Origin of the sequence: Cedecea neteri (assembly GCF_000757825.1) — a bacterium.
GTDB classification, from domain to species: Bacteria; Pseudomonadota; Gammaproteobacteria; order Enterobacterales; family Enterobacteriaceae; genus Cedecea; species Cedecea selenatireducens.
Genome location: NZ_CP009451.1, coordinates 488,128 through 511,369, shown reverse-complemented (window position 1 = coordinate 511,369; position 23,242 = coordinate 488,128). Strand labels below are relative to the sequence as shown.

The 23,242-nt window shown below is 55.7% G+C and carries 23 protein-coding genes; 10 read left to right on the top strand and 13 right to left on the bottom strand.

The window, feature by feature from the left end; all coding sequences use genetic code 11:
- Positions 1-54: 54 nt before the first annotated feature.
- Entirely contained in the window at positions 55-1,305 is a 1,251-nt protein-coding gene (locus JT31_RS02295) for an MFS transporter (protein ID WP_038472909.1), read from the bottom strand.
- Between the two features lie 99 nt (positions 1,306-1,404).
- Between JT31_RS02295 and JT31_RS02290 the strand changes: the two genes are divergently transcribed.
- The 3 genes from JT31_RS02290 (at position 1,405) to bioD (ending at position 4,468) form a co-directional block, all read left to right on the top strand.
- Positions 1,405-2,307, top strand: a complete 903-nt coding sequence (locus JT31_RS02290; protein WP_038472907.1) for a LysR family transcriptional regulator — start codon at positions 1,405-1,407, stop codon at positions 2,305-2,307.
- A gap of 125 nt (positions 2,308-2,432) precedes the next feature.
- Complete coding sequence (mlc, locus tag JT31_RS02285) at positions 2,433-3,650, top strand: sugar metabolism global transcriptional regulator Mlc (RefSeq protein ID WP_038472904.1); 1,218 nt, start codon at positions 2,433-2,435, stop codon at positions 3,648-3,650.
- 122 nt (positions 3,651-3,772) lie between these two features.
- On the top strand, positions 3,773-4,468 hold the full coding sequence (bioD, locus tag JT31_RS02280; RefSeq protein ID WP_038472900.1) for a dethiobiotin synthase: 696 nt from the start codon (positions 3,773-3,775) through the stop codon (positions 4,466-4,468).
- Here bioD and clcB read toward each other — a convergent pair.
- The 8 genes from clcB to JT31_RS02240 all read right to left on the bottom strand — a co-directional run bounded on the left by clcB (position 4,421) and on the right by JT31_RS02240 (position 13,162).
- Positions 4,421-5,713: a voltage-gated ClC-type chloride channel ClcB gene (gene clcB / locus JT31_RS02275; RefSeq protein ID WP_038472898.1), complete on the bottom strand. Its 1,293-nt coding sequence runs from the start codon at positions 5,711-5,713 to the stop codon at positions 4,421-4,423. The genes bioD and clcB overlap by 48 nt on opposite strands.
- 97 nt (positions 5,714-5,810) lie before the next feature.
- The gene (gene osmV / locus JT31_RS02270) at positions 5,811-6,956 is read right to left on the bottom strand and encodes an osmoprotectant ABC transporter ATP-binding protein OsmV (protein WP_038472895.1); all 1,146 of its coding nucleotides are present in this window, start codon (positions 6,954-6,956) and stop codon (positions 5,811-5,813) included.
- Between the two features lie 36 nt (positions 6,957-6,992).
- Positions 6,993-7,631 (bottom strand): osmoprotectant ABC transporter permease OsmW, encoded by a 639-nt coding sequence (osmW, locus tag JT31_RS02265; RefSeq protein WP_038472891.1) that lies wholly within the window; start codon positions 7,629-7,631, stop codon positions 6,993-6,995.
- 9 nt (positions 7,632-7,640) lie between these two features.
- Positions 7,641-8,546: a glycine betaine ABC transporter substrate-binding protein gene (locus tag JT31_RS02260; protein ID WP_038472888.1), complete on the bottom strand. Its 906-nt coding sequence runs from the start codon at positions 8,544-8,546 to the stop codon at positions 7,641-7,643.
- An 18-nt stretch (positions 8,547-8,564) separates the two neighbouring features.
- On the bottom strand, positions 8,565-9,281 hold the full coding sequence (gene osmY, locus JT31_RS02255; protein WP_038472886.1) for an osmoprotectant ABC transporter permease OsmY: 717 nt from the start codon (positions 9,279-9,281) through the stop codon (positions 8,565-8,567).
- Positions 9,282-9,593: 312 nt separating this feature from the next.
- Positions 9,594-10,220, bottom strand: a complete 627-nt coding sequence (dmsD, locus tag JT31_RS02250; RefSeq protein WP_038472882.1) for a Tat proofreading chaperone DmsD — start codon at positions 10,218-10,220, stop codon at positions 9,594-9,596.
- A 13-nt stretch (positions 10,221-10,233) separates the two neighbouring features.
- Positions 10,234-12,675 (bottom strand): selenate/tellurate reductase subunit YnfE, encoded by a 2,442-nt coding sequence (ynfE, locus tag JT31_RS02245; RefSeq protein WP_038472880.1) that lies wholly within the window; start codon positions 12,673-12,675, stop codon positions 10,234-10,236.
- A 214-nt stretch (positions 12,676-12,889) separates the two neighbouring features.
- Positions 12,890-13,162: a DUF1161 domain-containing protein gene (locus JT31_RS02240; protein WP_038472878.1), complete on the bottom strand. Its 273-nt coding sequence runs from the start codon at positions 13,160-13,162 to the stop codon at positions 12,890-12,892.
- 239 nt (positions 13,163-13,401) lie between these two features.
- On the opposite strand from JT31_RS02240, the gene JT31_RS02235 reads away from it, so the two are divergent.
- Positions 13,402-14,112, top strand: a complete 711-nt coding sequence (locus JT31_RS02235; protein ID WP_200882465.1) for a YnfC family lipoprotein — start codon at positions 13,402-13,404, stop codon at positions 14,110-14,112.
- 52 nt (positions 14,113-14,164) lie between these two features.
- Here JT31_RS02235 and JT31_RS02230 read toward each other — a convergent pair whose 3' ends face one another.
- From JT31_RS02230 to JT31_RS02215, 4 genes are read right to left on the bottom strand one after another with little or no spacing between them, the layout of a single operon-like run.
- Complete coding sequence (locus JT31_RS02230) at positions 14,165-14,953, bottom strand: HPr family phosphocarrier protein (RefSeq protein ID WP_038472874.1); 789 nt, start codon at positions 14,951-14,953, stop codon at positions 14,165-14,167.
- The gene (locus JT31_RS02225) at positions 14,940-16,367 is read right to left on the bottom strand and encodes a PTS fructose transporter subunit IIC (protein WP_038472871.1); all 1,428 of its coding nucleotides are present in this window, start codon (positions 16,365-16,367) and stop codon (positions 14,940-14,942) included. The genes JT31_RS02230 and JT31_RS02225 overlap by 14 nt, the downstream gene beginning before the upstream one ends.
- A gap of 10 nt (positions 16,368-16,377) precedes the next feature.
- A complete protein-coding gene (gene pfkB, locus JT31_RS02220) occupies positions 16,378-17,292 on the bottom strand; it encodes a 1-phosphofructokinase (RefSeq protein ID WP_038472869.1) in 915 nt (304 codons plus the stop codon).
- Between the two features lie 23 nt (positions 17,293-17,315).
- Positions 17,316-18,170 carry a tagatose bisphosphate family class II aldolase gene (locus JT31_RS02215; RefSeq protein ID WP_038472865.1) on the bottom strand — a complete coding sequence of 285 codons (855 nt, stop codon included), beginning with the start codon at positions 18,168-18,170 and terminating at the stop codon, positions 17,316-17,318.
- Positions 18,171-18,260: 90 nt separating this feature from the next.
- Between JT31_RS02215 and JT31_RS23860 the strand changes: the two genes are divergently transcribed.
- From JT31_RS23860 to JT31_RS02190, 6 genes are read left to right on the top strand one after another with little or no spacing between them, the layout of a single operon-like run.
- Positions 18,261-18,515: a hypothetical protein gene (locus JT31_RS23860; protein WP_158399818.1), complete on the top strand. Its 255-nt coding sequence runs from the start codon at positions 18,261-18,263 to the stop codon at positions 18,513-18,515.
- Positions 18,488-19,318, top strand: a complete 831-nt coding sequence (locus JT31_RS02210) for a DeoR/GlpR family DNA-binding transcription regulator (protein ID WP_038472863.1) — start codon at positions 18,488-18,490, stop codon at positions 19,316-19,318. The genes JT31_RS23860 and JT31_RS02210 overlap by 28 nt, the downstream gene beginning before the upstream one ends.
- Before the next feature lie 10 nt (positions 19,319-19,328).
- A complete protein-coding gene (locus tag JT31_RS02205) occupies positions 19,329-20,282 on the top strand; it encodes a sugar kinase (RefSeq protein ID WP_038472860.1) in 954 nt (317 codons plus the stop codon).
- A 52-nt stretch (positions 20,283-20,334) separates the two neighbouring features.
- On the top strand, positions 20,335-21,753 hold the full coding sequence (locus JT31_RS02200) for a DUF3404 domain-containing protein (RefSeq protein WP_052048949.1): 1,419 nt from the start codon (positions 20,335-20,337) through the stop codon (positions 21,751-21,753).
- On the top strand, positions 21,740-22,402 hold the full coding sequence (locus JT31_RS02195) for a response regulator transcription factor (protein ID WP_038472858.1): 663 nt from the start codon (positions 21,740-21,742) through the stop codon (positions 22,400-22,402). Before JT31_RS02200 ends, JT31_RS02195 begins: the two co-directional genes overlap by 14 nt.
- Entirely contained in the window at positions 22,399-23,214 is an 816-nt protein-coding gene (locus tag JT31_RS02190; protein ID WP_038472855.1) for a DUF2861 family protein, read from the top strand. Before JT31_RS02195 ends, JT31_RS02190 begins: the two co-directional genes overlap by 4 nt.
- Positions 23,215-23,242 lie beyond the last annotated feature (28 nt).

Here is a 23,242-nt window from a genome sequence, read left to right as displayed (position 1 = left end):
TTAACGCCAAAGAAAATAGCATTAAGCTTACCTGAACACGAGAGCGGCAGCAGGTTAGTGTGCCTTGTGGTGCAAACGCGTGGCGACCAGCAAAGCCACCAGCAGCAGCGAGCCGATAAATGCCGCTACGCCGTTCCAGCCAAACTGGTGCCAGAACACGCCGCCGAGGGTGCCCGCGAGGCTGGAGCCAAGATAATAGCTAAACAGATAAAGCGAGGAGGCCTGGCCTTTTGCCCGCCGGGCGCGTGGGCCAATCCAGCTGCTGGCAACCGAGTGGGCAGCAAAAAATCCCGCAGAGAACAGCAGCATCCCGGCAAAAATGACGATCAGCGAGGAGAAGACGGTCAGCGTCAGGCCAAGAAACATAATGGCGGTGAAGCCAATCAGCACCGGGCCACGGCCATATTTCGCGGTCATGGCGCCCGCTTTTGGCGAGCTCCAGGTGCCGGTGAGGTAGGCCACGGAGAGCAGGCCCACAATGGCCTGGCTGAGGAACCACGGCGCTTCCATCATCCGATAGCCAATGTAGTTAAACAGCGTGACAAACGCCCCCATCAGCAGGAAGCCCTCGGCAAACAGCAGCGGCAGCCCTTCATCACGCCAGTGCAGGCGGAAGTTAATAAACAGCGTTTTTGGCCGCAGGCTGGATGCGCGGAAATGCCGGGACTGGGGCAATATTTTCCAGAACATCAGCGCCGAGGCGAGGGCAAAACAGCCGATAGCCGCCACCGCCACGCGCCAGGTAAAGAAATCGGTCAGGACGCCGGTGATAAGGCGGCCGCTCATACCGCCGATGGAGTTCCCGCTAATGTATAAGCCCATCGAGAAGGCCACCACGCTGGGGTGCATCTCCTCGCTAAGGTAGGTCATGCCGACTGCCGCAACGCCGCTTAAAGAGAGGCCGATAAGGGCGCGCATAATAAGAATGCCGTGCCAGCTGGTCATCAGCGTCGACAGCAGGGTACAGCAGGAGGCCAGCAGCAGCGCGGTCACCATCACCTGTTTACGGCCGATGGCGTCCGAAAGTGGGCCGGTAAACAGCAGGCCAATGGCCAGCATGGCGGTAGAGACCGAGAGCGAGATACTGCTGCTCGCCGGGCTGACGCCAAACTCATGGGATAGCACCGGCAAAATAGGCTGCACGCAATAAAGCAGGGCGAAGGTAGCAAGGCCGGCGGAAAACAGCGCCAGCGTGACGCGCATAAACTGGGGAGTACCTCGTTTGATATAGCTGACAGAGTGAGATGCAGGGCTTTCGTCGGCATCCTCTGTCGGGGCGGTGCTGACGGTAGTTGTACGACTCAAGATAAATCCTTACGCGGGCGTTAACTTATTCTTTACAGAGTAGAAAAGTGTAAATGTTCTGTCTAATATATTAATAATCTCAAATGATACTTTAAACATATGAATATTGAGCTGCGCCATCTTCGCTATTTTGTCGCCGTCGCCGAAGAGCTGCATTTTGGCCGGGCGGCTGCCCGGCTGCGGATCTCCCAGCCGCCGCTTAGCCAGCAAATTCAAATCCTCGAAGAGCAAATCGGTGCCCGACTGCTGGCGCGCACCAATCGTAGCGTTAACCTCACCGCGGCGGGGCAGCAGTTTCTCAGCGATGCCCGGCAAATTCTCAGTCAGGTTGATGCCTCTGCCGCACGTGCCGCACGCCTGCATCAGGGGGAAACCGGCGAACTGCGTATCGGTTTTACGTCCTCCGCGCCGTTTATTAAAGCAGTTTCAGACAGCCTGTCCCGCTTTCGCAAGCGTTACCCTGACGTGCATCTCCAGATGCGTGAGGTGAATACCCGCGAGCAAATTGCCCCTTTGAATGAGGGCGAGCTTGAGCTGGGGCTAATGCGTAATACGCGCCTGCCGGATACCCTGAACTGGACGCTGATTTTGCGTGAACCGCTGCTGGCGATGGTTCATCGCGACCATCCGCTGGCCAGCAGCCGCTCGGTATCGCTTAAGCAGCTTGCGCAGGAGCCGTTTGTTTTCTTTGACCCGCACGTTGGTACCGGGCTGTACGACGACATTATCGGCTTACTCCGACGTCATCATATCGTGCCGTACATCACTCAGGAGGTCGGTGAGGCGATGACCATCATTGGTCTGGTTTCTGCCGGGCTGGGGGTATCGATTCTTCCTGCTTCGTTTCAACGCATTCGCCTGAGCGATGTGGTGTGGCTGCCCATTGACGAACAGGAAGCGCAGTCGGAACTTTGGCTGGTCTGGCCGAAGCACCGGGAGCTGTCGGAGGCGGCAAAGCGTATCTCGGCGCTGTTAACCGAAGCCTCCTGGGCGTTAAAATAGGCCTAATGTGGCGGGATTATGTGCGGTAAATCACATCCCTACCTAAATATTTGACGACCCTGCGGGAAGTGTTTCACCATAGCCTGAAAGTTTATTTCGAAGCGCGAAAATAAAGGGAGTACCACGTGGTTGCTGATAGTCAACCGGGCCATATCGATCAGATTAAACAAACCAATGCCGGCGTTGTTTATCGCTTGATTGATACCCACGGCCCGGTGTCGCGGATCGATCTTTCCCGCCTGGCGCAGCTGGCCCCGGCCAGTATCACCAAGATTGTGCGAGAAATGATTGAGGCGCATCTGGTACAGGAAACGGAAATCCAGGATCCCGGCAGCCGGGGCCGCCCTGCGGTCGGCCTGATGCTGGAAACCGAAGCGTGGCATTACCTCTCCATACGCCTGAGCCGGGGCGAAATCTCCCTTGGCCTGCGCGACCTCAGCAGCAAGCTGGTGGTAGAAGACTCGGTGGACCTCCCGACGGATGACCAGCAGCCTCTGCTGGAACGCATCGTTTACCAGGTTGACCAGTTCTTTATTCGCCATCAGCATAAGCTCGAACGTCTTACCGCCATCGCTATCACGCTCCCTGGTATTATTGATACCGTGCACGGCATTATTCATCGCATGCCGTTCTACGACATCTGCGATATGCCGCTGGGCGAGGCGCTGGAGAAGCACACCGGCGTGCCGGTATTTATCCAGCACGACATCAGCGCGTGGACCATGGCAGAAGGGCTTTTTGGCGCCTCTCAGGGAGCCAGAGACGTCATTCAGGTAGTGATTGATCATAACGTGGGGGCCGGGGTTATCACCGATGGCCGCCTGCTTCACGCCGGCAGCAGCAGCCTGGTGGAAATTGGCCATACGCAGGTCGACCCGTATGGCAAACGCTGTTACTGCGGCAACCACGGCTGTCTGGAAACTATCGCCAGCGTGGAAAGCGTGCTGGAACTGGCGCAGCAGCGTATGAGCCAGTCTATGGGCTCGATGTTGCACGGCCAGCCGCTGAGCGTGGAATCGCTGTGCGACGCCGCGCTGAACGGTGATCTGCTGGCCAAAGACATTATCACCGGCGTCGGGCAAAACGTTGGGCGCATTCTGGCCATCATGGTTAACCTGTTTAACCCGCAAAAGATCCTTATCGGTTCGCCACTTAATCGCGCCGCCGCGATCCTTCATCCGGCCATCACCGACTGTATCCGCCAGCAGGCCTTACCCGCCTACAGCAGCCACACCGTGGTGGAAGGCACACAGTTTAATAACCGCGGCACCATGGCCGGGGCGGCGCTGGTTAAAGACGCAATGTATAACGGCTCTTTACTAATTCGCCTGCTGCAGGGCTAATCTTAGGCCCTGATTCACCAAAAATTGCGCTATCTCAATCTGGCTAAAGCGCCATTCTTTTAGACTTCCCGAGTTAATTTTTCTCTTTACTTATATGGCTAGCATTACCTCGGGAGACAGTCATGCTTAAGCGTTTCTTTATAACAGGTACCGATACCGCCGTGGGGAAGACGGTGGTTTCACGAGCCTTGCTGCAGGCGTTGTCGGCCAGCGGGAAAAGCGTCGTCGGTTACAAACCGGTCGCGAAGGGCAGTAAAGAGACGCCAGAGGGGCTGCGCAACAGGGATGCGTTGGTACTGCAAAGCGTCTCGACGATCAAACTGCCTTACGAAGCCATTAACCCCATTGCGCTGAGCGAAGAAGAGAGCAGCATCAGCCATCACGGGCCGATTAACTATTCGCTGCTGTCGAGCGGGCTGCAAAGGCTTTCCGACCAAATGGACCACGTCGTGGTGGAAGGCACGGGCGGCTGGCGTAGCCTGATGAACGATCTGCGCCCGCTGTCTGACTGGGTTGTTCAGGAGCAACTGCCGGTGCTGCTGGTGGTGGGCATTCAGGAAGGCTGCATCAATCACGCTTTACTGACCGCGCAGGCGATTGCTAATGACGGGCTGCCGTTCATTGGCTGGGTGGCTAACCGCATTAACCCAGGCCTGGCGCACTACGCGGAAATCATCGAGGTGCTGAGTAAGAAACTGCCAGGGCCGCTGGTCGGTGAGCTACCGTATCTACCCCGAGCAGAACAGCGCGAGCTGGGCGCGTATATCGATTTATCCAGGCTGCGCAACGCTCTGACGGTAGACCGACTGCGGGCGTAACCAGCGCGACAGCGTTGAGGCGATAACGCAGGTCAGCAGTAAACCGGGGAGCAGCGTAAACTCCCCTGTCATTTCGCAAATCATCAGCGTCGCCATAATCGGCGCATGCGTGGTCGCCGCCAGCAAAGACGCCATTCCCGTTAGCCCCAGCAGGATAATCAGCGGTTCGCCGCCACCCCAAAGCCCGCAAATCTGCCCAAACAGCATGCCCAGCGCCGCGCCCATAAACAACGTTGGCGTAAAGACGCCGCCCGGTGCCCCGGAGCCGCTGCTTGCCATCACCGCCAGCAGCTTGCACAGCAATACGCCCGCCACAAACAGCAGCGCGGGCGGGCTGGAAAGAAACGACTGCACCACGCTGTACCCGTTGCCCCAGGCGGTTGGCGTCACCAGCGAGAGCAGGCCGACAATCAGCCCGCCGAGCGCCAGCTGCAGCGGCGGCGACAGCCGAAGACCGCGAAATAGCGCGCTGCTTTTGGCCAGCAGCCACAGCATGAGCGGCCCGGCGACACCCGCCGTTAACCCGAGCAGCGCCATAAGCCCGTAATGGGCAGGCAAAGGCGGATCGAGCAGGGTGACGATGTACAGCGGGGCCTGGCCGCCGTTCAGCAGGTGGGTCATCAGCAGGGCGCTGACGGCGGCAATCACCACCGGCCCCAGCGAGGCAAGCATCAGCGAGCCAAATAAAATCTCCGCGATAAACAGGCTGCCCGCCAGCGGCGCATGGTAGGCGCTTGCCATCCCGGCGGCGGCTCCGCAGGCCACCCATAGCTTCCATTCTTTGTCTGGGGTAAAGCGCTGCGCAAATACGGAGGCAAAAACCGTTGCCAGCAGGATCATCGCCCCTTCACGGCCGATGGCGCTGCCGCTTGACACGACGATCAGCGATGCGGCGGATTTGACCAGGCTGGAAGGAACGTCCAGCCTGCCGTCGCCTGTTTCAATGGCTTCCATATAGTCGGTTGGCGCAGAAGGGCGCTGGCGGGTAGCTCTCTGCCAGCCCCATAGCAGAAGCCCGGCCAGCAGGCCGCCTGCCGCAGGTGTTAATACGCGTCGCCATGGCGCGAGCGCGGACGCCGCCGCAACAAGGCTGCCGCCGTGGTCGCCCAGGAAGACGTTTTCCAGCAGATACATAGCCTGACGAAATAGCCACACAACCAGCGCGGAGGCCAGGCCAATAAAGATCGCAATCACCAGGCGGCGAAGCATTTCTCTGATGTCCGGAAAGGCGTGTAAACGGTGCATAGCGCAAAAGGTGGCGGGGGAATGGCGCTATTGTGGGGGAGAACGCCGATAAGCTCAAAAAGAAAATGCGCCACCGGGAGGCAGCGCATGAAGTTGCTTAGCTCTGCTGAATATTCAGCGCCCGGCGCGTTCGGCCCGAGCTGAGATAATCGGCAATATAATCCTGCGAAATTTCCCCACTGTAGCGGCCATCTTCATCGGTGATCGGCATCCAGACCATGTTGTGCTCATACAGCTTAGAAAGCACGATGCGCAGGTTTTCCTCCGCGCGGCCTGTTACACGGAACGGATGAAGCAGGTCGATACAGCTGCCGGTTGTGCCTCGAGCTTCGCGACGCTTAACGAAGCCCAGGGGTTTGCCGTCGGCGTCAACCACGGTTATTGAACGCATGTCGTTATCGTCCATGGTGGCGAATGCTTCCGCCAGAGGCGTGGATTCTCGCGCCGTAATGGTAGGCTGCTGGTCGGTGACGTCCCCGGCCTGCACCAGCAGCAGGCGCTTCAGCGTGCGGTCCTGTCCGACAAACGAGCCGACGAAGTCATTGGCCGGTTTCGCCAGCAGCTCATCCGGGCTGGCACACTGGACGATTTTGCCCTGGCGGAAGACCGCAATCCGGTCGCCCAGCTTCAGCGCTTCATCAATATCGTGGCTGACCAGCATCACCGTCTTTTTGAGCTGGCGCTGCATATCCAGAAACTCGTTCTGGATGGTTTCGCGGTTAATCGGGTCGACCGCGCCAAACGGCTCATCCATCAGCAGCACCGGAGGATCCGCCGCGAGGGCGCGGATCACGCCAATTCGCTGCTGCTGGCCGCCCGACATTTCACGCGGGTAGCGGTTAAGGAAGCGGTTGGGGTCGAGCGCCACCATGCTCATTAGCTCGCTGGCGCGCTCTTTACAGCGGGCTTTGTCCCAGCCCAGCATGCGCGGCACGACGGTAATGTTTTCTTCGATCGTCATGTTCGGGAACAGGCCGATTTGCTGGATAACGTAGCCGATATTACGGCGCAGGGTGACGGTATCCAGATCGTTGGTGTCCTGGCCGTTGATTAAGATTTTGCCGCCGGTCGGTTTTATCAGGCGATTGATCATTTTCAGCGTGGTGGTCTTGCCACAGCCGGAAGGGCCGAGCAGGACACACATTTCTCCTTCGGGCACGTTCAGGCTGATGTTGTCGACGGCGTTAAAGGTCTGGCCGTTTTTCTGCACAAATTGTCGCGTGAGATTTTCAAGTTTTATCATTATTAACTCTCCTTTGAATACGGCTTCACGGTGGGGCTACCACTTAGTGAAATGCAGCTGCAGGCGATGCAGCAGCCAGTCAAGTACGATGGCTAACAGGCAGATCATCACCGCGCCGGCAATCAGCATGCGGATGTCACTCCCGCCGATGCCGTTGAGCAACAGCAGGCCCAGGCCGCCCGCGCCGATGACGGCGGCAATCGCCATGACGCCAATGTTCATGACTACGGCGGTGCGGATGCCGCCAAAAATCACCGGCAGCGCCATGGGAATTTCCACCCAGCGCAAGCGCTGCCAGAACGTCATGCCGATGCCGCGTCCGGCTTCACGCAGCCCCGGCGGCAGGCTGTCCAGCGCGGTGTGAGTGTTGCGCACAATCGGCAGCAGGGAATAGAGGAATACCGCCGTGACGGCAGGCACCACGCCAATACCCTGACCGATCAGCGAAAACAGGGGGATCATCAGGCCAAACAGCGCCACGGACGGAATGGTGAGCAAAATCGTGGCAAAGCCCAGAACCGGCGTAGCAAGCCATTTATGACGCACGATGAGAATACCCAGCGGCACGCCAATGATGATGGCCAGGCCGACGGCAATCAGGACTAACCAAAGGTGGTGCAGGGTAAGGGAACCAATATACCCCGCGTTATCAATCATATAGTGTAACGTTTCCACGATACCTCCTTAGAGCAAGCCTTTCTGCTGCAGGAATTCTCGAGCGACCTGCTGCGGGGTTTCATGGTCGATATCAACTTTGGCGTTCAGGGTTGTTATCACCTCATTGTTCAGCTCGGACGAAAGGGTGTTCAGCGCTTCTTCAAGCCCGGGATGAGAGTCCAGTACGTCTTTACGCACGACGGGCGTGACAGCGTAACTTGGGAAGAAGCCCTTATCGTCAACCAGCGCTTTCAGGTCAAAGCCCTTCATCCGGCCGTCGGTGGTGTAGATCAGACCGGCATCGACAAAACCGTCGCGGATGGCGTTATAGACCAGGCCTGGGTCCATCTGGCGGATCTGCGGGCGGTCCAGCGGCATGTTGTAAACCTGTTGCAGAGGCTTCAGGCCGTCGCTGCGTCCGGCGAATTCGAGATCAAGGCCGAGCATCCAGTTATGTTTCGGGTCGGTCTGGCGAATATGCTCGATGCGTTCTACCAGCTGCGACATCGTGGTGATGCCTTCTTTTTCTGCCCGCTCGCGCTTCATGGCGAAGGCGTAGGTGTTATTCATTTCGGCCGGTTTAAGCCAGACGAGGCCAAGTTTTGCATCCAGCTTTTTGACCGTGTTGTACGACTCTTCGGGCGTCATGCGCTTATTAATATGGTTGAAGATAATCAGCGAAGTACCGGTGTACTCCCAGGTCATATCAATCTGTTTATTGATCATCGCATTACGAGAAATCACCGTCGCGATGTTGGTCTGGGGCGTAACCTGAAACCCTTTTTTAGCCAGATACTGGGTGGTCATGGCCGACAAAATATGCTGCTCGGTAAAGCTCTTGGTCGCCAGAATCAGCGGCGCGGCCTGGGCCTGTGAGGCGATAAGTGATGCTGCGGCAAACGCCGCCGTCAGCACGCGTGAAAGCAGTCTCATAAACGCTCCTTATTGTTGTTATTGAGCTGTGTGGGGGCTGAGCACCCGGCCCAGGCTGGCCAGCGCCAGGTCAAGAATCAAGGCAAACAGAGCCGTTGCCACGGCGCCGAGTATCAGCGTCGGGAAGTCGTTCAGGTAAATCCCCGGGAAGATAAGCTCGCCGTAGCTGCTCGCGCCGATAAGAAAGGCCAGCGGCGCGGTACCGACGTTAATGGCGGTGGCAATACGCACGCCGGAAAGAATTACCGGCCAGGCGTTGGGGATTTCTACCTGACGCAGTCGCTGCATTTTGGTCATGCCAATCCCGTTGGCGGCCTCTATTAGCGAGGGGGGAACGCTGCAAAGTCCGGCATAGGTATTGCGTACGATGGGAAGCAGCGAGGCGAGGAACAGGGCGATAATGGCCGGCTTGTCGCCGATGCCAATGATAACCATCGCCAGCGCCAGCACCGCAAGCGGCGGCAGCGTGTTGCCAATGTTGAAAATTTGCATGACGTACTCTGCCCAGCGGCGAGCCGCAGGTCGGCTGAGCAAAATCCCGCTGGGAATACCGACCAGCAGGGCGAGAGCCATAGAGCTGAAGACCAGAATCAGGTGTTGCTGCCCGAGGTAGAGTAAATCGACCTGGCGGGCTTTAAGGGTGTCGAGGCCGATGCCCCAAACCAGTAGACCGAGCACTAAAAAAAGCGCAAGCAGTCCGAGCAGGAACCGTGTTGCGAAGGATGCGTTTTGCATTGCAGTGTGTCTCCCTGGGTGCACGCGTTATCGCCGCCGGAGGGGCGGCCTGTTGTTATGCCATGTGTCGGCAGGGTGTCTGGAGCTATAGCAACGCAGCGGGAAGGATTCCAGCTTTGGGGACAATTAAGTGGCTAATGGTTTAGCGGATAAAGTAATGCCCAGGCCTTATGGCTTCTGGTCTGAGGGAGAAAAGTAAAGATTTGTCTTAAAAATGTTAACGTGAAGTGACGTTGTCACATTTGTGGTGTGAGGAAATCAGCGATTTTTCAGGAAACCGGTCGCGCCCGGCCTCCTGAAAGTCCAGGATTCTTAGAAGTGCAGTTCTTTGCGGGCAACGGGCATCAGCATGCCTTGCTGCCAGCCTGAAAGCGTCATTCTGGCCAGTAAACCTAGTCCACGATAGAAATCATTCGCCGCGTTTTCGGTAAACAGGTTCAGATAACGATCGGCCCAGGGCAGCAGGTGCCAGGCAAGCAGCTCGTCAAGCTGCGGCTGTTGCCCCTGGTCGGCAAGCCAGGCCGCCAGCATCAGCATTAAGCCAAAATGATCTTCTGGCTCGTTTTGCTCCGTTTGCGGGGCAAAGCCCTGCGCGCGCATCCACTGGCGCAACTCAAGCATCGAGTCGCCAAACAGCACGTTTTCTTTATCCAGATAGACGGAACCCCAGGGCGGCGCGGGCAGCGCGTACGGGCCAATAAACAGGCGCTGATATTCTTCGCCTACCGACGTGTCGCTGTCCGCCAGGCCTGCGGCCATCATCGAGGCTATTTCCGCAAGTTCGGGAGCCTGTACCGGCCATTCTTTTACCCACTCAGGGGCTGAGAGCATCCCGAGAAGCGAGGCGCAGTCCGGGTGGTTCGGCGCATGGTAAAACAGGGCTCCGAGCACCCGGCCGCTAAGGGCTACCGCCGACAGGCGTTGTTGTTCAGAGGTCATGATTGATTCCTTCTTAGATCTTTTTAATCTCAACGAGATTGGTGTGCTGCGGGTTGCCCTTTGCCAGCGGCGACGGGCGATGCGTTGTCAGCGTATTGATGCAGGCCCCGTGGTCGATTCGATCGCCCCCCATATCGGCATTATGCCAGGCACCCTGGCCCATCGCCGCAACCCCAGGCATGATGCGCGGAGTGACTTTGGCCTCAATACGCACCTCACCGCGCCCGTTAAACACGCTGACCTTGTCGCCGTTGGTTATTCCGCGCCGTTTGGCGTCGAGCGGGTTAATCCAGACTTCCTGACGCGCTGCGGCCTGCAGGACGTCAATATTGCCATAGGTTGAGTGTGTTCTGGATTTGTAGTGGAAGCCAAACAGCTGGAGCGGAAACTCGCTGCGTTGCGGAGAGTCCCAGCCTTCAAACGTTGAGGCATATACCGGCAGCGGGCTGATGGTTTCGTCTTTTTCCAGCTCCCAGTTGGCGGCAATATCGGCCAGCTTGCTGGAGTAAATTTCAATTTTGCCGGACGGCGTTTTGAGCGGATTGGCCTGCGGATCTTCACGGAATTTTTTGTAAGCCACGAAATGACCCGCCGGATCTTTACGCTTGTAAATGCCCATCTCACGCAGGGCCTCATAGGCGGGCAGTGCCGGGTCTTTTGCCAGCATTTTCGCGTACAGATATTGCAGCCACTCGCGCTGGGTTCTGCCTTCCGTAAAGGCCTGATGCACATCGCCGCCCAGCCGTTTTGCAACCTCGCTCATCATCCAGTAAATAGGCTTGCGTTCGAACTTAGGCGCGGTGGCGGGCTGGATGAAAATCAGGTAGCCCATATTGCCCGCATAATCGTTAGGAATGATGTCCTCCTGCTCAACGGTCATCAGGTCCGGCAGCAGAATGTCGGCGTATTTCGCCGAAGAGGTCATAAAGTTCTCGATCACCACAATCATCTCGCACTGCTTGTCGTCCTGCAGAATGGCGTGGGTCTTATTAATGTCGGAATGCTGGTTGATGATGGTATTGCCCGCGTAGTTCCAGATGAACTTAATCGGCACGTCCAGCTTATCTTTGCCACGCACGCCGTCGCGTTTGGCGGTCATTTCCGGGCCGCGGGTGATGGCATCGGTCCAGCTAAAGCAGGAGATTTGCGTTTTGATCGGGTTTTCCAGCACCGGCATGCGTTCGATGGTAATGGTGTAGGTGGATTCGCGAGCTCCGCTGTTGCCGCCGTTAACGCCCACGTTGCCGGTCAGAATCGGCAGCATAGCGATGGCGCGTGAGGTCAGCTCACCGTTAGCCTGGCGCTGCGGACCCCAGCCCTGGGCAATGTAGGCCGGTTTTGTACCGGCAATTTCACGCGCCAGCTTGATGATTCTGTCAGCAGGAATGCCGGTAATTGCGGAGGCCCACCGCGGGGTTTTCTCCACGCCGTCGTCGCCTTCGCCCAGAATATAGGCCTTATAGTGCCCGTTACGCGGGGCATTTGCCGGCAGGGTGTTCTCGTCGTAGCCGACGCAGTATTTATCCAGGAAGGGCCGATCGACCAGATTTTCGCTAATCATTACGTGGGCGAGACCCGCCACAAGCGCCGCGTCGGTGCCGGGACGAATGGGGATCCATTCATCTTCGCGACCGGCGGCCGTGTCGGTGTAGCGCGGGTCGATAACGATCATTCTGGCGTTTGAACGCTCGCGGGCTTGTTCAAGGTAATAGGTGATGCCGCCGCCGCTCATGCGTGTTTCCGCCGGATTATTGCCGAACAGAACGACCAGCTTGCTGTTTTCGATATCCGACGTGCTGTTGCCGTCATTGCTGCCGTAGGTATACGGCATCGCGCAGGCGATTTGAGCGGTGCTGTAGGTGCCGTAATGGCTCAGAAAACCGCCGTAGCAGTTCATCAGGCGAGCCACCAATGAGGCGTAAGGGGACGAGCGGGTAATGTTCCCGCCGACTACGCCGGAAGAGTAGTTAATGTAAACCGCTTCGTTGCCGTATTTTTCGACGGTTTGTTTCAGGCTGGCGCTGACGATGTCCAGCGCTTCGTCCCAACTGATGCGTTCAAACTTGCCTTCGCCTCGGGCGCCTACGCGCTTCATCGGGTAATTCAGGCGTTCCGGATGGTTGATCCTGCGGCGAATAGAGCGCCCGCGCAGGCAGGCACGGACCTGGTGGTCGCCGTAGGTGTCCAGCCCGGTATTATCCGTTTCAACCCAGAAGACTTCCTCGTCACGAACGTGCAACCGCAGGGCGCAGCGGCTGCCGCAGTTTACCGAACAGGCTCCCCAGACAACTTTGTCTTTGCTCTCCGGCGACAGGGCGTCAGCGACCGCGGCTGCCGCGCTACGCATGCCAAAAGGCAGAGAAATGCCGCCAGCGGCGAGCGCCAGGCCGCCAATTGCAGAAGATTTTACCAGGCTACGGCGGCTGATCCCGCCTGGATTATTGAGGTTCGACATCGCTCTCTCCATGACTTTTTGTCGTGTGGAAGACGTTATTATTTGTGTTTTGAGTTTTGGTGATTGCTAAGGCTGCCCGCTAACGGGCTCTTTCGGGGGAAGAGTGTTACTTATTTAGGAGTAGAGGTTATTAACGCCAATCAAAGTTGCGGCTGTTGAAGGCAAATAGGCAGGTATACAGGGGGAAGCAGGGCGCCAGGCACCCTGCCAACGTTTATTGCGGTTCATTTTCCGGCGCGGCGCCGCCGGCAATGCGGGTATAGACAATTTTTTGCGTATCGTTAGCGCAGTGACCAACGACCTGACCGCCGGCTTTATCCGCCTGATCGTTCGGGACGATGGTGAGCGAGAAGCCTGACTCCGGTACGCCGTTATTGATAATTTTCTGCTGAATGTCAGCTTTTACCTTTTCGCAACTGCCCTGTGCGGCCAACGCCGGGGCGGCAGCGATCAGCAGTATCGTGCTTAACCAAACGGTACGTTTCATCATCTCTTCCTTATGTTGAGGCGAACTATAAGCTTGATGTCAAACGGCCGAAAAACGTGGTTTTCGGCCGTTTGGGGCAAACCAGAAAACATTATTCATTGTTTTTATCAGACCATAAGCCGGACTTAAAGAAACAATGAACATTGCCGTTACCCTTTCTATAAGAATAGCGCTTCTAGTGTAAAGTGTTGTATTTGCTTATATCATGTTATGACATGAAAACAAGAGAGCGGCAAAACGTGAAGAAAATCATTATCCTCGGTACGCTGGCTTTAGGGCTTGTCGGGTGCGACAACTCGACGTCACCGCAGGCGTTCACGCCGGAAATGGCCAGTTTTTCTAACGAGTTCGATTTCGATCCTATGCGCGGCCCGGTCAAAGACTTTAGCCAGACCTTGATGAATGAGCAGGGGCAGGTGCTGAAAAGGGTCAGCGGCTCGCTGTCTGAGGAAGGGTGCTTCGACAGCCTGGAATTTCACGATCTTGAAAACAACAGCGGCGCTTCGCTAGCGCTCGACGCTAACTACTATGTTGATCAAGTCAGCCGTGAAAAACGGGTGAGGCTGCAGGGCAAATGCCAGCTTGCAGAGTTGCCCGCCGCAGGCATCAGCTACGACACCGACGACAATGATTTTGTGATAGCCGCGAAGGGCAAAGACGTGCTGGTGACCTACAAATACGACAGCGAAGGCTATCCGCTGGGAAAGGTGACTAAATCAAAAGACAGCGAGCTTGCCATCGTGGCAACAGCCGGGGTCGATAAAAAGAAAAAGTTGGATTACAGCGCAACCACCAGCCTGAACGGCAAAATCATCGGCGTAGCGAAGCAAACCTGTGATTACGACAGCCATTTCAACTCGCTGTCCTGTGACCTGGAAATGACGGATGACTCCGTCACGCCGCCAACCGTCACGCATTACACCATCAAAAACACGGTGGAGTATTATTGATCTCGCGGGTATCACGAAGTGCCGGACGTCCAGCGACCTCCGGCATGTGAAATTAACTAAACAAACGGGCTAACCAGCTGCGTTTCGGTTGTTCTGGTCGGGTGGAGGGCGTTTCTCCCAGTCCCTTGTCAATGCCTTGCTCAATGGCAGCAAGTACCCGGCGGGCGTCGGTACCACTCGCGGTAAACCGCATACGGTGGCCCATTTTTGCCCCTAACGAAACCACCTTCATCAGATTCTTGCCATCAACGGGCCCGGCAGCGTTGTCGATATTTTCAACGATGACACGACTTTGAAACTGCTTGATCAGTTTCACCAGCACGGCGCTCGGTCGGGCATGCAGCCCATGAGGATTACGGATCACAAACGTGGCCTGTTCACCTTCTCTGGGGGATTCGTGTGGTGCGTTTTCGGCGCTGTTGCCGGTCAGAATCGCTAAAACCTCCGCTGGCGTAGCTGCCTGCGCCAACGCGTGCGGCACGCTCTCGTCGCTCAATGCGCGGGTTAGCTGGCGCAGAATATCGAGATGCTCGTTCGACCTTGCGGCAATCCCGGCTACCATGAACGCAACATTACCTTCTTCCCAGTCCACGCCCTGCGGGAAAACAATCACTTTTACGCCAGTGTTGAGCACCGCATGGCGGGTGTCCGCTGTGCCGTGGGGAATGGCAATGCCGTGACCCAGGTAAGTGGAAATCTGCGCTTCACGAGCCAGCATTCCCTGCAAATATTCCGGCGTTGTATTGCCTGCCGCCACTAACTTTTCGCAGACGAACTGGAGCGCCGTAAGCTTATCGACGCGCTCATGGCTGATGAAAATATCCTGTTCACAGAGTTGCATTCTGACCTCCTGCCTGAAGAGCTGCGGTGGGTTGCTTGCGGCTATTCCACAACCGCCATGATCCCAGCATTACTGCCCCGCAGGCGGAGCCCGCCAGAATACAGAGCACCCACGTGAGCGGTTTGCTGACCAGCGGAAGAATCAAGAAGCCGCCGTGCGGGGCTGGCACTTCAATGTGCAAGCTGTAGCTGAGCACGGCTGAGATGGAAGAGGCGATCATCATCATTGGAATAACGCGGAGCGGATCTTTCGCCGCAAAGGGGATTGCCCCCTCGGTAATATGCGTGCAGCCAAGAATGTAGTTCACCATCCCGGCCGCGCGTTCTTCTTCGCTAAAGCCTTTGGGAAAGAAGGTTGTCGCCAGAGCGATAACCAGCGGTGGAGTAATACAGGCCGCAGAAACACCGGCCATAAAGAAGAAATTCCCCTGGCCAAGTAGCAATGTTCCAGTGACGTACGCCGCTTTGTTGACCGGGCCACCAAAGTCGAAAGAACACATCGCCCCGACAACTATGCCGAGAAGGATAGGGTTGGCCTGCTGCAGCGAGCTTAACCAGCCCATCATGCCGTTGTTGATGGCCGCGACGGGTTTGCCGAGCAGCACCATCAGCACGCCAATCACCAACACACCAATGAGCGGCATGATGAAGATCGATTTTAGACCTTCATACTGGCGCGGTAGCCCGTCGAGCAGGCGGCGGACAAGCAGCATAAAGTAACCGGCGGCGAAACCGGCGATAATCCCGCCGAGAAAGCCCGCTCCCGTCGCGTTTGCCAGCAGGCCGCCAACGAACCCGGCTACCATGCCCGCGCGCCCGGAAATCGACCACGCAATGTAGGCCGTAAAGACCGGCACCATGATTGAGAACGCCTGCTGCCCGACCTGCATTAAGGTCGCCGCGATAGCGTTATACTGCGGGGAATTCGGGTCAGCAGAGTAAATCCCCCACAGGAAGGAGATAGCAATCAGAATGCCGCCTGCGACCACGAAAGGCAGCATATTGGACACGCCGCTCATCAGATGTTTATAAATCTGTCTGCCGAACGATTCTTGTTCATATTTCTTCTTTTCTGCTGCGGGGACGGTGGATATTCCCTGACGAAGGGAAAGTTGCCCGCTGACGACTTTATTGATTAACTCGACCGGATGGTGAATGGCTTCTTTAACCGGCACTTCAATAACCGGGAGCCCATTAAAACGTTCGGCGTTTACGTCTTTATCTGCGGCAATGATAACCCCGTAAATATCATTCAGATCGTCTGGCGTGATTTCATTTTCTACGCCGGAAGCACCGTTTGTTTCTATTTTTATTTCAAGGTTTAATTTTTTTGCTGCAGTTTTTAAGGCTTCTTCAGCCATAAATGTGTGGGCAATACCTGTAGGGCAGCCGGTAACGGCAATGATCTTTTTCATAATCGGGCCTTTATAATTGGACGATTTGAACCTGTTGTAATAATTCTTTCAGACGATTGAGTTTCCCCAGACCGGCAGACGCGGCGACGTCCGCACCGGTGGCGCTGGCAAGGGCCAACGCCTCAGAGATGTCTCCACCCTTCAACCATTGACTGAGAAATGCCCCGAGCGCGGCGTCCCCTGCGCAGGCTGAACTGACAAGTTCCACTTCCGGCGCGGAAGCAAACCACAGATCGTTGCCGTTGGAAAAATAGAGTCCTTTTGCGCCGAGGGTTAATAACACATTTCGCGCACCCAACTGATGCAATGTCTGCATCGCGTTGCGTACCTGCTGGGTATTTTCCACCTGAAGATTGAATATTTCTTTTAATTCATCGTCATTGGGTTTGATCAGCAGGGGATTAAGCTCAAGTAATTTCCGCAGTGCAGGATGGCTGATATCAAGAATGACTTCTCCCCCGCGCTGTTCACACAGCGACATAACTTCCGCATAAAACAGGCTTTCAATACCCGGCGGCAAGCTGCCGCTAATCACTAAATAATCCCCGGGGCGGATGCAGTCCAGATGCTGGATGATCTGTTGTTTACATTCATCATCGATAGGGGCACCGGTGTTTACCAATTTATATTCATTGCTGCCGTCATTAATAAAAACATTAATCCGTGTAGCTGCCTGCACCCAGGAAGGCGTCACGTTGATTTTTTGTTTTTTAAGTTCCTCCACAATATAGCGCCCGGTAAATCCGCCAAATATGCCCATGACGTGGGTCGGCTGTCGAAAGTGATTAAGGACTAAAGAAACGTTAACGCCTTTGCCGTTAGGACAGTATTCCGTGCGCTGGGTGCGGTTCACGGTAGAAGGTTGTAGAGAGCCACAAAAAATATTCATATCAATGGCGGTGTTTAAAGTCAGAGTATGGATCACGACATTGCTCCTTGCGCCGTTGGTTAGAGTTGCCCTTCACAACCACAGACATGAATGACTTTACGGACGACTTCTTTCATCGCCTCTTTGGCGGGCTGCATGTAATGTCGGGGATCGTTCGCCCCAGGCTGCTCAATGAAGTACTGTTTCAGCGCGTCTGAGAACGCGATTTTAAGTTCGGTGGCGACGTTAACCTTACAGACGCCGAGCGAAATTGCCCGGCGAATATCCCCCTCAGGCAGACCGGAAGCGCCGTGTAACACCAGCGGAACATCCACGCATTCACGGATAGCGGCCAGGCGATCGAAATCGAGCTTCGGCTCGGCGGCATACAGCCCGTGAGCCGTCCCGATAGCTACCGCCAGCGAATCGATGCCGGTGCGGGAGACAAATTCACGAGCCTGCTGCGGGTTGGTATACAACGCATCTTTCGCGTCAACGACCAAATCGTCCTCTACGCCGCCAAGTCGACCAAGCTCCGCCTCTACGCTGGCATCATAGCGATGGCTCAGTTCAACGACGCTTTTCACCAGCTCAACGTTCTCTTCAAAAGCATGATGTGAACCGTCAATCATTACTGAACGGATCCCGGCCTGCACTTTGCGGGTAATGTCCGGGAGATCTTCGTGGTGATCGAGGTGCAGCGCCAGGGGATGATCCCAATGTTTTGCCAGGTCTCTGGCTATTGCTACAACGTTGCCCGTTCCCGCGTAGCTATAGGTCCCCGGCGTGCCGGCCAGGATAAGCGGCGAACGCATTTCAGCGGCCGTTTCCACCACCACCTGCATCGTTTCCAGATTGTGAATGTTAAATGCCGGCACGGCGTACCCCTGGTGCTGGGCTTTTAACAACATGTTTTTACTGGAAATAATATACATATCCGCTCCTTTTGGTTTCAAAATATAAAAAATTAACGATTAATGCCTTACGTTTTGAAAGTAATTTAACGATCGCATGGCTTAATCGCTGTGATCGAAACCACACAACGACGATTTTATTTACCAAATGAAAGTTTTCTGGCGTTAATATTCTTCGTTTTTAAACGTGCTGTTGGCGCGAAGGTATCTATTAATGCATTGAAAAACAGTGATTTTATGTCTTTTTGTTTGACGCGAGAGGGGTGTGTGTTTGACAAGGGAAAAGATAAATTTAAAAATGAAAGTTATTACTCGAATGACTTAAAAGGCACTTTATTGTGGCAAAACCCTCAACCAGCCTGCTGAAAAGACGCTTAGATATTGCAGAGATCGTTCGTAAAAACGGCGAAATTAAAGTGGATGATCTGGCGGAGATGCTTGCCGTGTCAGGGGTCACCATTCGAAACGACCTCAATTATCTGGAGCAGCAAGGCTATCTGAAACGCTCGTTTGGTGGCGCAATTTATACCGCACAGCAGGGGGCGTCAGCGGCACCGCCGAGGGAACAGTCGGTAGGGGTAGATAAAGAGCTGGAAACCGAAATGGCGCGTCAGGTTGCGGCGCTCATTGATGAAGGTGAAACGGTATTTTTAGGTTCTGGCGCAATCTTACGGAAGGTAATTCCTTTCATTGCGGGCTTTAGCGACCTGTCTCTGCTGATCAATGATTTGGCGCATGTCCCTTTTGCAAAAGAGTTTCTTACAGGAGAAACGGTGCTGCTGGGGGGGGTATTAAGCAGCGAAGGAAACCTGGTTGAAGGCGATCTGGCGTTAACTGCGCTTCGCCATTATCGCCCATCGCGCGCGCTCATTGCCGTCGATCATATTGCCGAGGATGGCACGTTAAGCGTGAGAAATGCGGCAAGCGCGAGTTTGATGAGTGAAGCCGTCACGCAAAGCGAGCAGGTTATAGCTGTCGTCGCCAATCGCCCCGTTTATGGTGAAAAACGCTATGCCGTCGGCGAGCTTGCACAGATTAGCGGCATCATTACGCCACAGGTGGTCGCGGCAGAATACCATTCTCGCTTTCTCAACGTGGGGCTGACCAATAGCTACACCAACAATGAGTGCCTGACGTGGCTTAACACTGCGTTGCAAAAAGCAAAATGAAGGAGCGGTGATGAACGTGACGATATGTACTATCGGTGAGCTGTTGGTGGAGTTTTTGGCCAAGAAAGAAAATCAGGGCTTTTCGCAGCCGGGGGAGTTCTGGGGGCCTTACCCCAGCGGTGCTCCGGCAATCTTTGCCGATCAGGTAGCAAAGTTAGGTTTTGGTTCGGTGCTGTTCAGCTGCGTCGGCAGCGATGCCTTCGGTGAGATGAACGTTGCCCGGCTGGAAAGAGACGGGGTCATCGTGAACGGCATTACCGTCCTGCAAAAGGCCACTACCGGCAGCGCCTTTGTGAGTTATCGCAACCAGTCACAGCGAGATTTTATTTTTAATCTGCCGAACAGCGCCTGCGGCTTGCTTACTGCCGACCATATTGACGAAACCCTGCTTAACCAGTGCAATCATTTTCATATTATGGGCTCGTCGCTGTTTTCGTTTCGTATCATTGATGCCATGCGAAAAGCGATTGAAAACGTGAAGTCGCGCGGCGGCACGGTCTCTTTCGATCCTAACATTCGTAAAGAGATGCTTAATATCCCGGAAATGTCACAGGCTTTTGAATACATACTTGATTATACAGATATTTTCCTGCCAAGTGACGGGGAGCTCGATTATTTCGGGCGGCATCAGGGAGAGGATGAGCAACTGCTGGTGGACAATCTGCTCAGGCGTGGGGTGAAACACGTTGTGATCAAGCGAGGGCCGCGAGGGGCGAGTTATTTCAGTGACCAGCAAACCTGGCATGTGCCTGGTTTCGCCGTTTCGGTTGTTGATCCTACCGGGGCTGGCGACTGCTTTGGTGCTACGTTTGTCAGCCTGTTTTTGTCCGGGGTGCAGCCTGAGGAAGCCCTGAACTGGGCCAATGCCAGCGGTTCGCTGGCGATTTCGCAGCGAGGCCCGATGGAAGGGACATCCACCCGTTCGCAAATCGAAGCCTTTCTTGCGGCGCAATCTGCGAGATAACTATGCTGGCAACAGAGCCGCTTTGCGAACCCTCTCAATTAAGGCCGTTGTCGTGACTCAGCGATATGCCACTTTTTTGCGTTACGCCTTGCTCTGGCTGTGCGGCGTCTTTTGGCTGCAGGCAAGTGCGGCCCGTGCGGCGGCCGTCGACGAGCATTTGGCTGAGTTTAGCGCGGCGTTAAACCAGTCCACGCCCTCGGCGCAGGTCTCGCTGCAAACCCTGCAACAGCTAGATGCTACGCTGCTCAAGCCCGAATCCATGTATCCACAGTTTCAGGCCTGGTCGTTGCCGGAACTCACGGCGTTTTATCACCTGGACAAGCGCTGTGCCAGCGAGATCGGGCTATCCGCCGCAGTGAAATCATTCATTGCGGCGTTATGCCAGCCGAACATACCTTCTGCGTCCTGGTTCAACGCGAATCCCATCTACCCTTTAGGCGGAAGCAGCGCCCGGCAGTATATTTTGCGTCACCCGGAGGCAGCCGCTGCGCTAAGAAACTCGCTCCATGTGAGGGAAAGACCCGACGACCTTGCGGGCATAGGTACTTTGTCCGATGACAATCTCAATGCGCTGCTGGGTGGCCAACGTTGGCTGTTGCAGAACGGTGAACTCTGGCAGCTTAATCACCAGCAGTGGCGGCGCTATGCCCCTAAGGTCTGGCAGCCGTTGGCCCGGCAGTCCGGCCTCGAACTCGTGAATACAGGAGGGCGCTGCGATTTGCGCGCAGGGGCGCTGTGCGTCAATGCTCGTGAAGGGTACCGCGATGTCTGGCGCTGGTTGTTTGGCCTGCTGGCGATATTGACTACTGCAGGCCTGATGTGGATGGGCTGGCAACGGCACCAGCTACGCGAACGGCAGAGATTTATCACGCAGATGCTGACGCACGAGCTGCGTACGCCCATCGCCCAGTTAAGCAATGTTGTCGAGCATTTTCGCCGTGACTTTGACCAGCTCCCCGAAGGCGCACAGCTCAATTTTGTGGCGCTTGCCGACACGCTGCAACGCATGCGTCAGATGGCTGAAACCAGCAAACATTACCTTATTGCTGAGCACCAGAAGGAAGCGCTGGAAACACTAACCCAGGTGCAGATTAGCGACTGGCTTGATCATCTTTGTGCAGGCAGAGACGGAGTGAATTACTGCCTGGAAGAGGACGCTACCGTTGGCGTCTCGCTGTACTGGAGCAGCCTTTGTATGACGAATTTACTGGATAATGCTCTTCGTCACGGTGCTGCTCCCGTGCATTTGACGGTCTGCAAAAATAAAACACACCTTATATTTCAGGTGAGCGATCGCGGGAACATAAGCCACAATCCTCTGCTGAAGACCCGCCGCTTGCGCTGGTCAAACAGCAGTCTTGGCCTGGGGTTAACCATTGTTCAGCGCGTTTCTCATCGGCTCAACGGCAGGTTGACGTTCAGCCCCGGACCAACCACTTTCACCCTGGAGTTGCCTTATGACCACGAATAAAGCGCACTCTTTATTGTTAATTGAAGATGATATTGCGCTGGGCGAGGGGCTGGCGGCATTTCTGGAACAGGAAGGGTTTATCTGCCGCTGGTTGCGTAGTACTGAGCATGTTCTTGAATATTGGTATCAGGTCGATTTAGCGATTCTCGATCGCCAGCTTCCCGAGGGTGACAGCCTCCGGCTACTGCCGCAGTGGTTGGCTAAGAAAGCCCTGCCGGTGATAGTTTTGACGGCAAAAGTGAGCGTTGAAGAACGGGTGGCAGGGCTTGAGGCAGGGGCGCGGGATTACCTGAGCAAGCCTTTTGCCCATGTCGAACTGCTGGCGCGGATCCGGGCCCAGCTTCGCCCGTTAGGGGATGGCCTGCTGATTTGCGGTGAGCTCAGCTTACTTCCGGCGCGGCAGGTGGCGAACTGGCAGCAGAAAGAGGTTGCACTGACGGCAACAGAGTTTGCGCTGCTGGCAATGCTAATGCAGATGGCAGGGCGCGTATTTACCCGTGATGAACTGCTTAATCAGGTCTGGGGCTATCAACATTTTCCGTCGACCAGAACGGTTGATACTCATATTCTGCAATTACGGCAAAAGCTTCCCGGCCTGCCTATTGCGAGCGTGCGTGGCGTTGGTTATCGGCTGGAGATATCGTCATGAAACGGTGTCTTTTTGCCCTCATGATCTCGTCTGTCACCGCCGGCGCGACGCTGCCGCAAACGCCGCTGGAGCCGTTTTATCATCAACTGTTTAACGAGCGCAGCGATCTTGCCAATAGCCAGTTGATTAATGTCTGGCCTCAGCTGAACAGCGAGGCACAGCGCACGGCATGGAAAGACGCGCTTTACGCCCTGGTCAGCAAGCAGTGTGGCAAAGATCTGCCTCCCGCAGCGCCTGAGTGGCTGGACGATACAACGTTAACGCTGATGCAGCGGGATATGCCGCTTAATCGTATTTATCGCATTACCCTGAGCGGCAAAAGCCTCCGCCACGATCTGAAGGTTTCCCTGGTGCTGCCTGACGGTAAAGAGGTACTTTCCACCGCGCCAATACAGCACGAACCGGAAAATGAATATCGCGTTGAGAGTCAGGAGTTTAACCAGCCGCTGAGCGAGGGCGTCTATTTGCTGACCGTCTCAAGCGGCGGGCAGCAATGGCAGCAGCCTCTGGCGTTGCAGGGTATTGCGGGACTTAGCCGCATCCAGCTTCACGATCGTGAAATTACGCTTAATGCACCGCAGGTAGCTTCCTCATGTCCTGAGCCGTGGCTTGAGCAGACGCTGCTTAACCGGACAGACTACAGCCAGATTTGGTGGGCAAGGAGCGATAAATTGTCGCTGGTTCCCTGGCCTTCTAAGCTGCCTGACAGCGTATGGGCAACCGTTGCAGTGGTGAGCGCTGAAAACAGGGGAAGCGTGGCGGTGAGAATCGAGCATCGCCTGGCCGGGCCGCTGGTGATGCTACAAAATTAACGCTCGCAGCGCTTTTCTGACATTCCTC

Excerpts from the sequence above, each read along its gene's own strand:
- JT31_RS02205 (WP_038472860.1), top strand. The coding sequence starts at position 19,329 with ATGAACGTGACGATATGTACTATCGGTGAGCTGTTGGTGGAGTTTTTG.
- clcB (WP_038472898.1), bottom strand. The coding sequence starts at position 5,713 with ATGCACCGTTTACACGCCTTTCCGGACATCAGAGAAATGCTTCGCCGC.
- ynfE (WP_038472880.1), bottom strand. The coding sequence starts at position 12,675 with ATGTCGAACCTCAATAATCCAGGCGGGATCAGCCGCCGTAGCCTGGTA.
- JT31_RS02215 (WP_038472865.1), bottom strand. The coding sequence starts at position 18,170 with ATGTATATTATTTCCAGTAAAAACATGTTGTTAAAAGCCCAGCACCAG.
- JT31_RS02190 (WP_038472855.1), top strand. The coding sequence starts at position 22,399 with ATGAAACGGTGTCTTTTTGCCCTCATGATCTCGTCTGTCACCGCCGGC.
- osmY (WP_038472886.1), bottom strand. The coding sequence starts at position 9,281 with ATGCAAAACGCATCCTTCGCAACACGGTTCCTGCTCGGACTGCTTGCG.
- JT31_RS02225 (WP_038472871.1), bottom strand. The coding sequence starts at position 16,367 with ATGAAAAAGATCATTGCCGTTACCGGCTGCCCTACAGGTATTGCCCAC.
- bioD (WP_038472900.1), top strand. The coding sequence starts at position 3,773 with ATGCTTAAGCGTTTCTTTATAACAGGTACCGATACCGCCGTGGGGAAG.
- JT31_RS02230 (WP_038472874.1), bottom strand. The coding sequence starts at position 14,953 with ATGCAACTCTGTGAACAGGATATTTTCATCAGCCATGAGCGCGTCGAT.
- JT31_RS02290 (WP_038472907.1), top strand. The coding sequence starts at position 1,405 with ATGAATATTGAGCTGCGCCATCTTCGCTATTTTGTCGCCGTCGCCGAA.
- JT31_RS02195 (WP_038472858.1), top strand. The coding sequence starts at position 21,740 with ATGACCACGAATAAAGCGCACTCTTTATTGTTAATTGAAGATGATATT.
- dmsD (WP_038472882.1), bottom strand. The coding sequence starts at position 10,220 with ATGACCTCTGAACAACAACGCCTGTCGGCGGTAGCCCTTAGCGGCCGG.
- JT31_RS02260 (WP_038472888.1), bottom strand. The coding sequence starts at position 8,546 with ATGAGACTGCTTTCACGCGTGCTGACGGCGGCGTTTGCCGCAGCATCA.
- JT31_RS02240 (WP_038472878.1), bottom strand. The coding sequence starts at position 13,162 with ATGAAACGTACCGTTTGGTTAAGCACGATACTGCTGATCGCTGCCGCC.
- osmV (WP_038472895.1), bottom strand. The coding sequence starts at position 6,956 with ATGATAAAACTTGAAAATCTCACGCGACAATTTGTGCAGAAAAACGGC.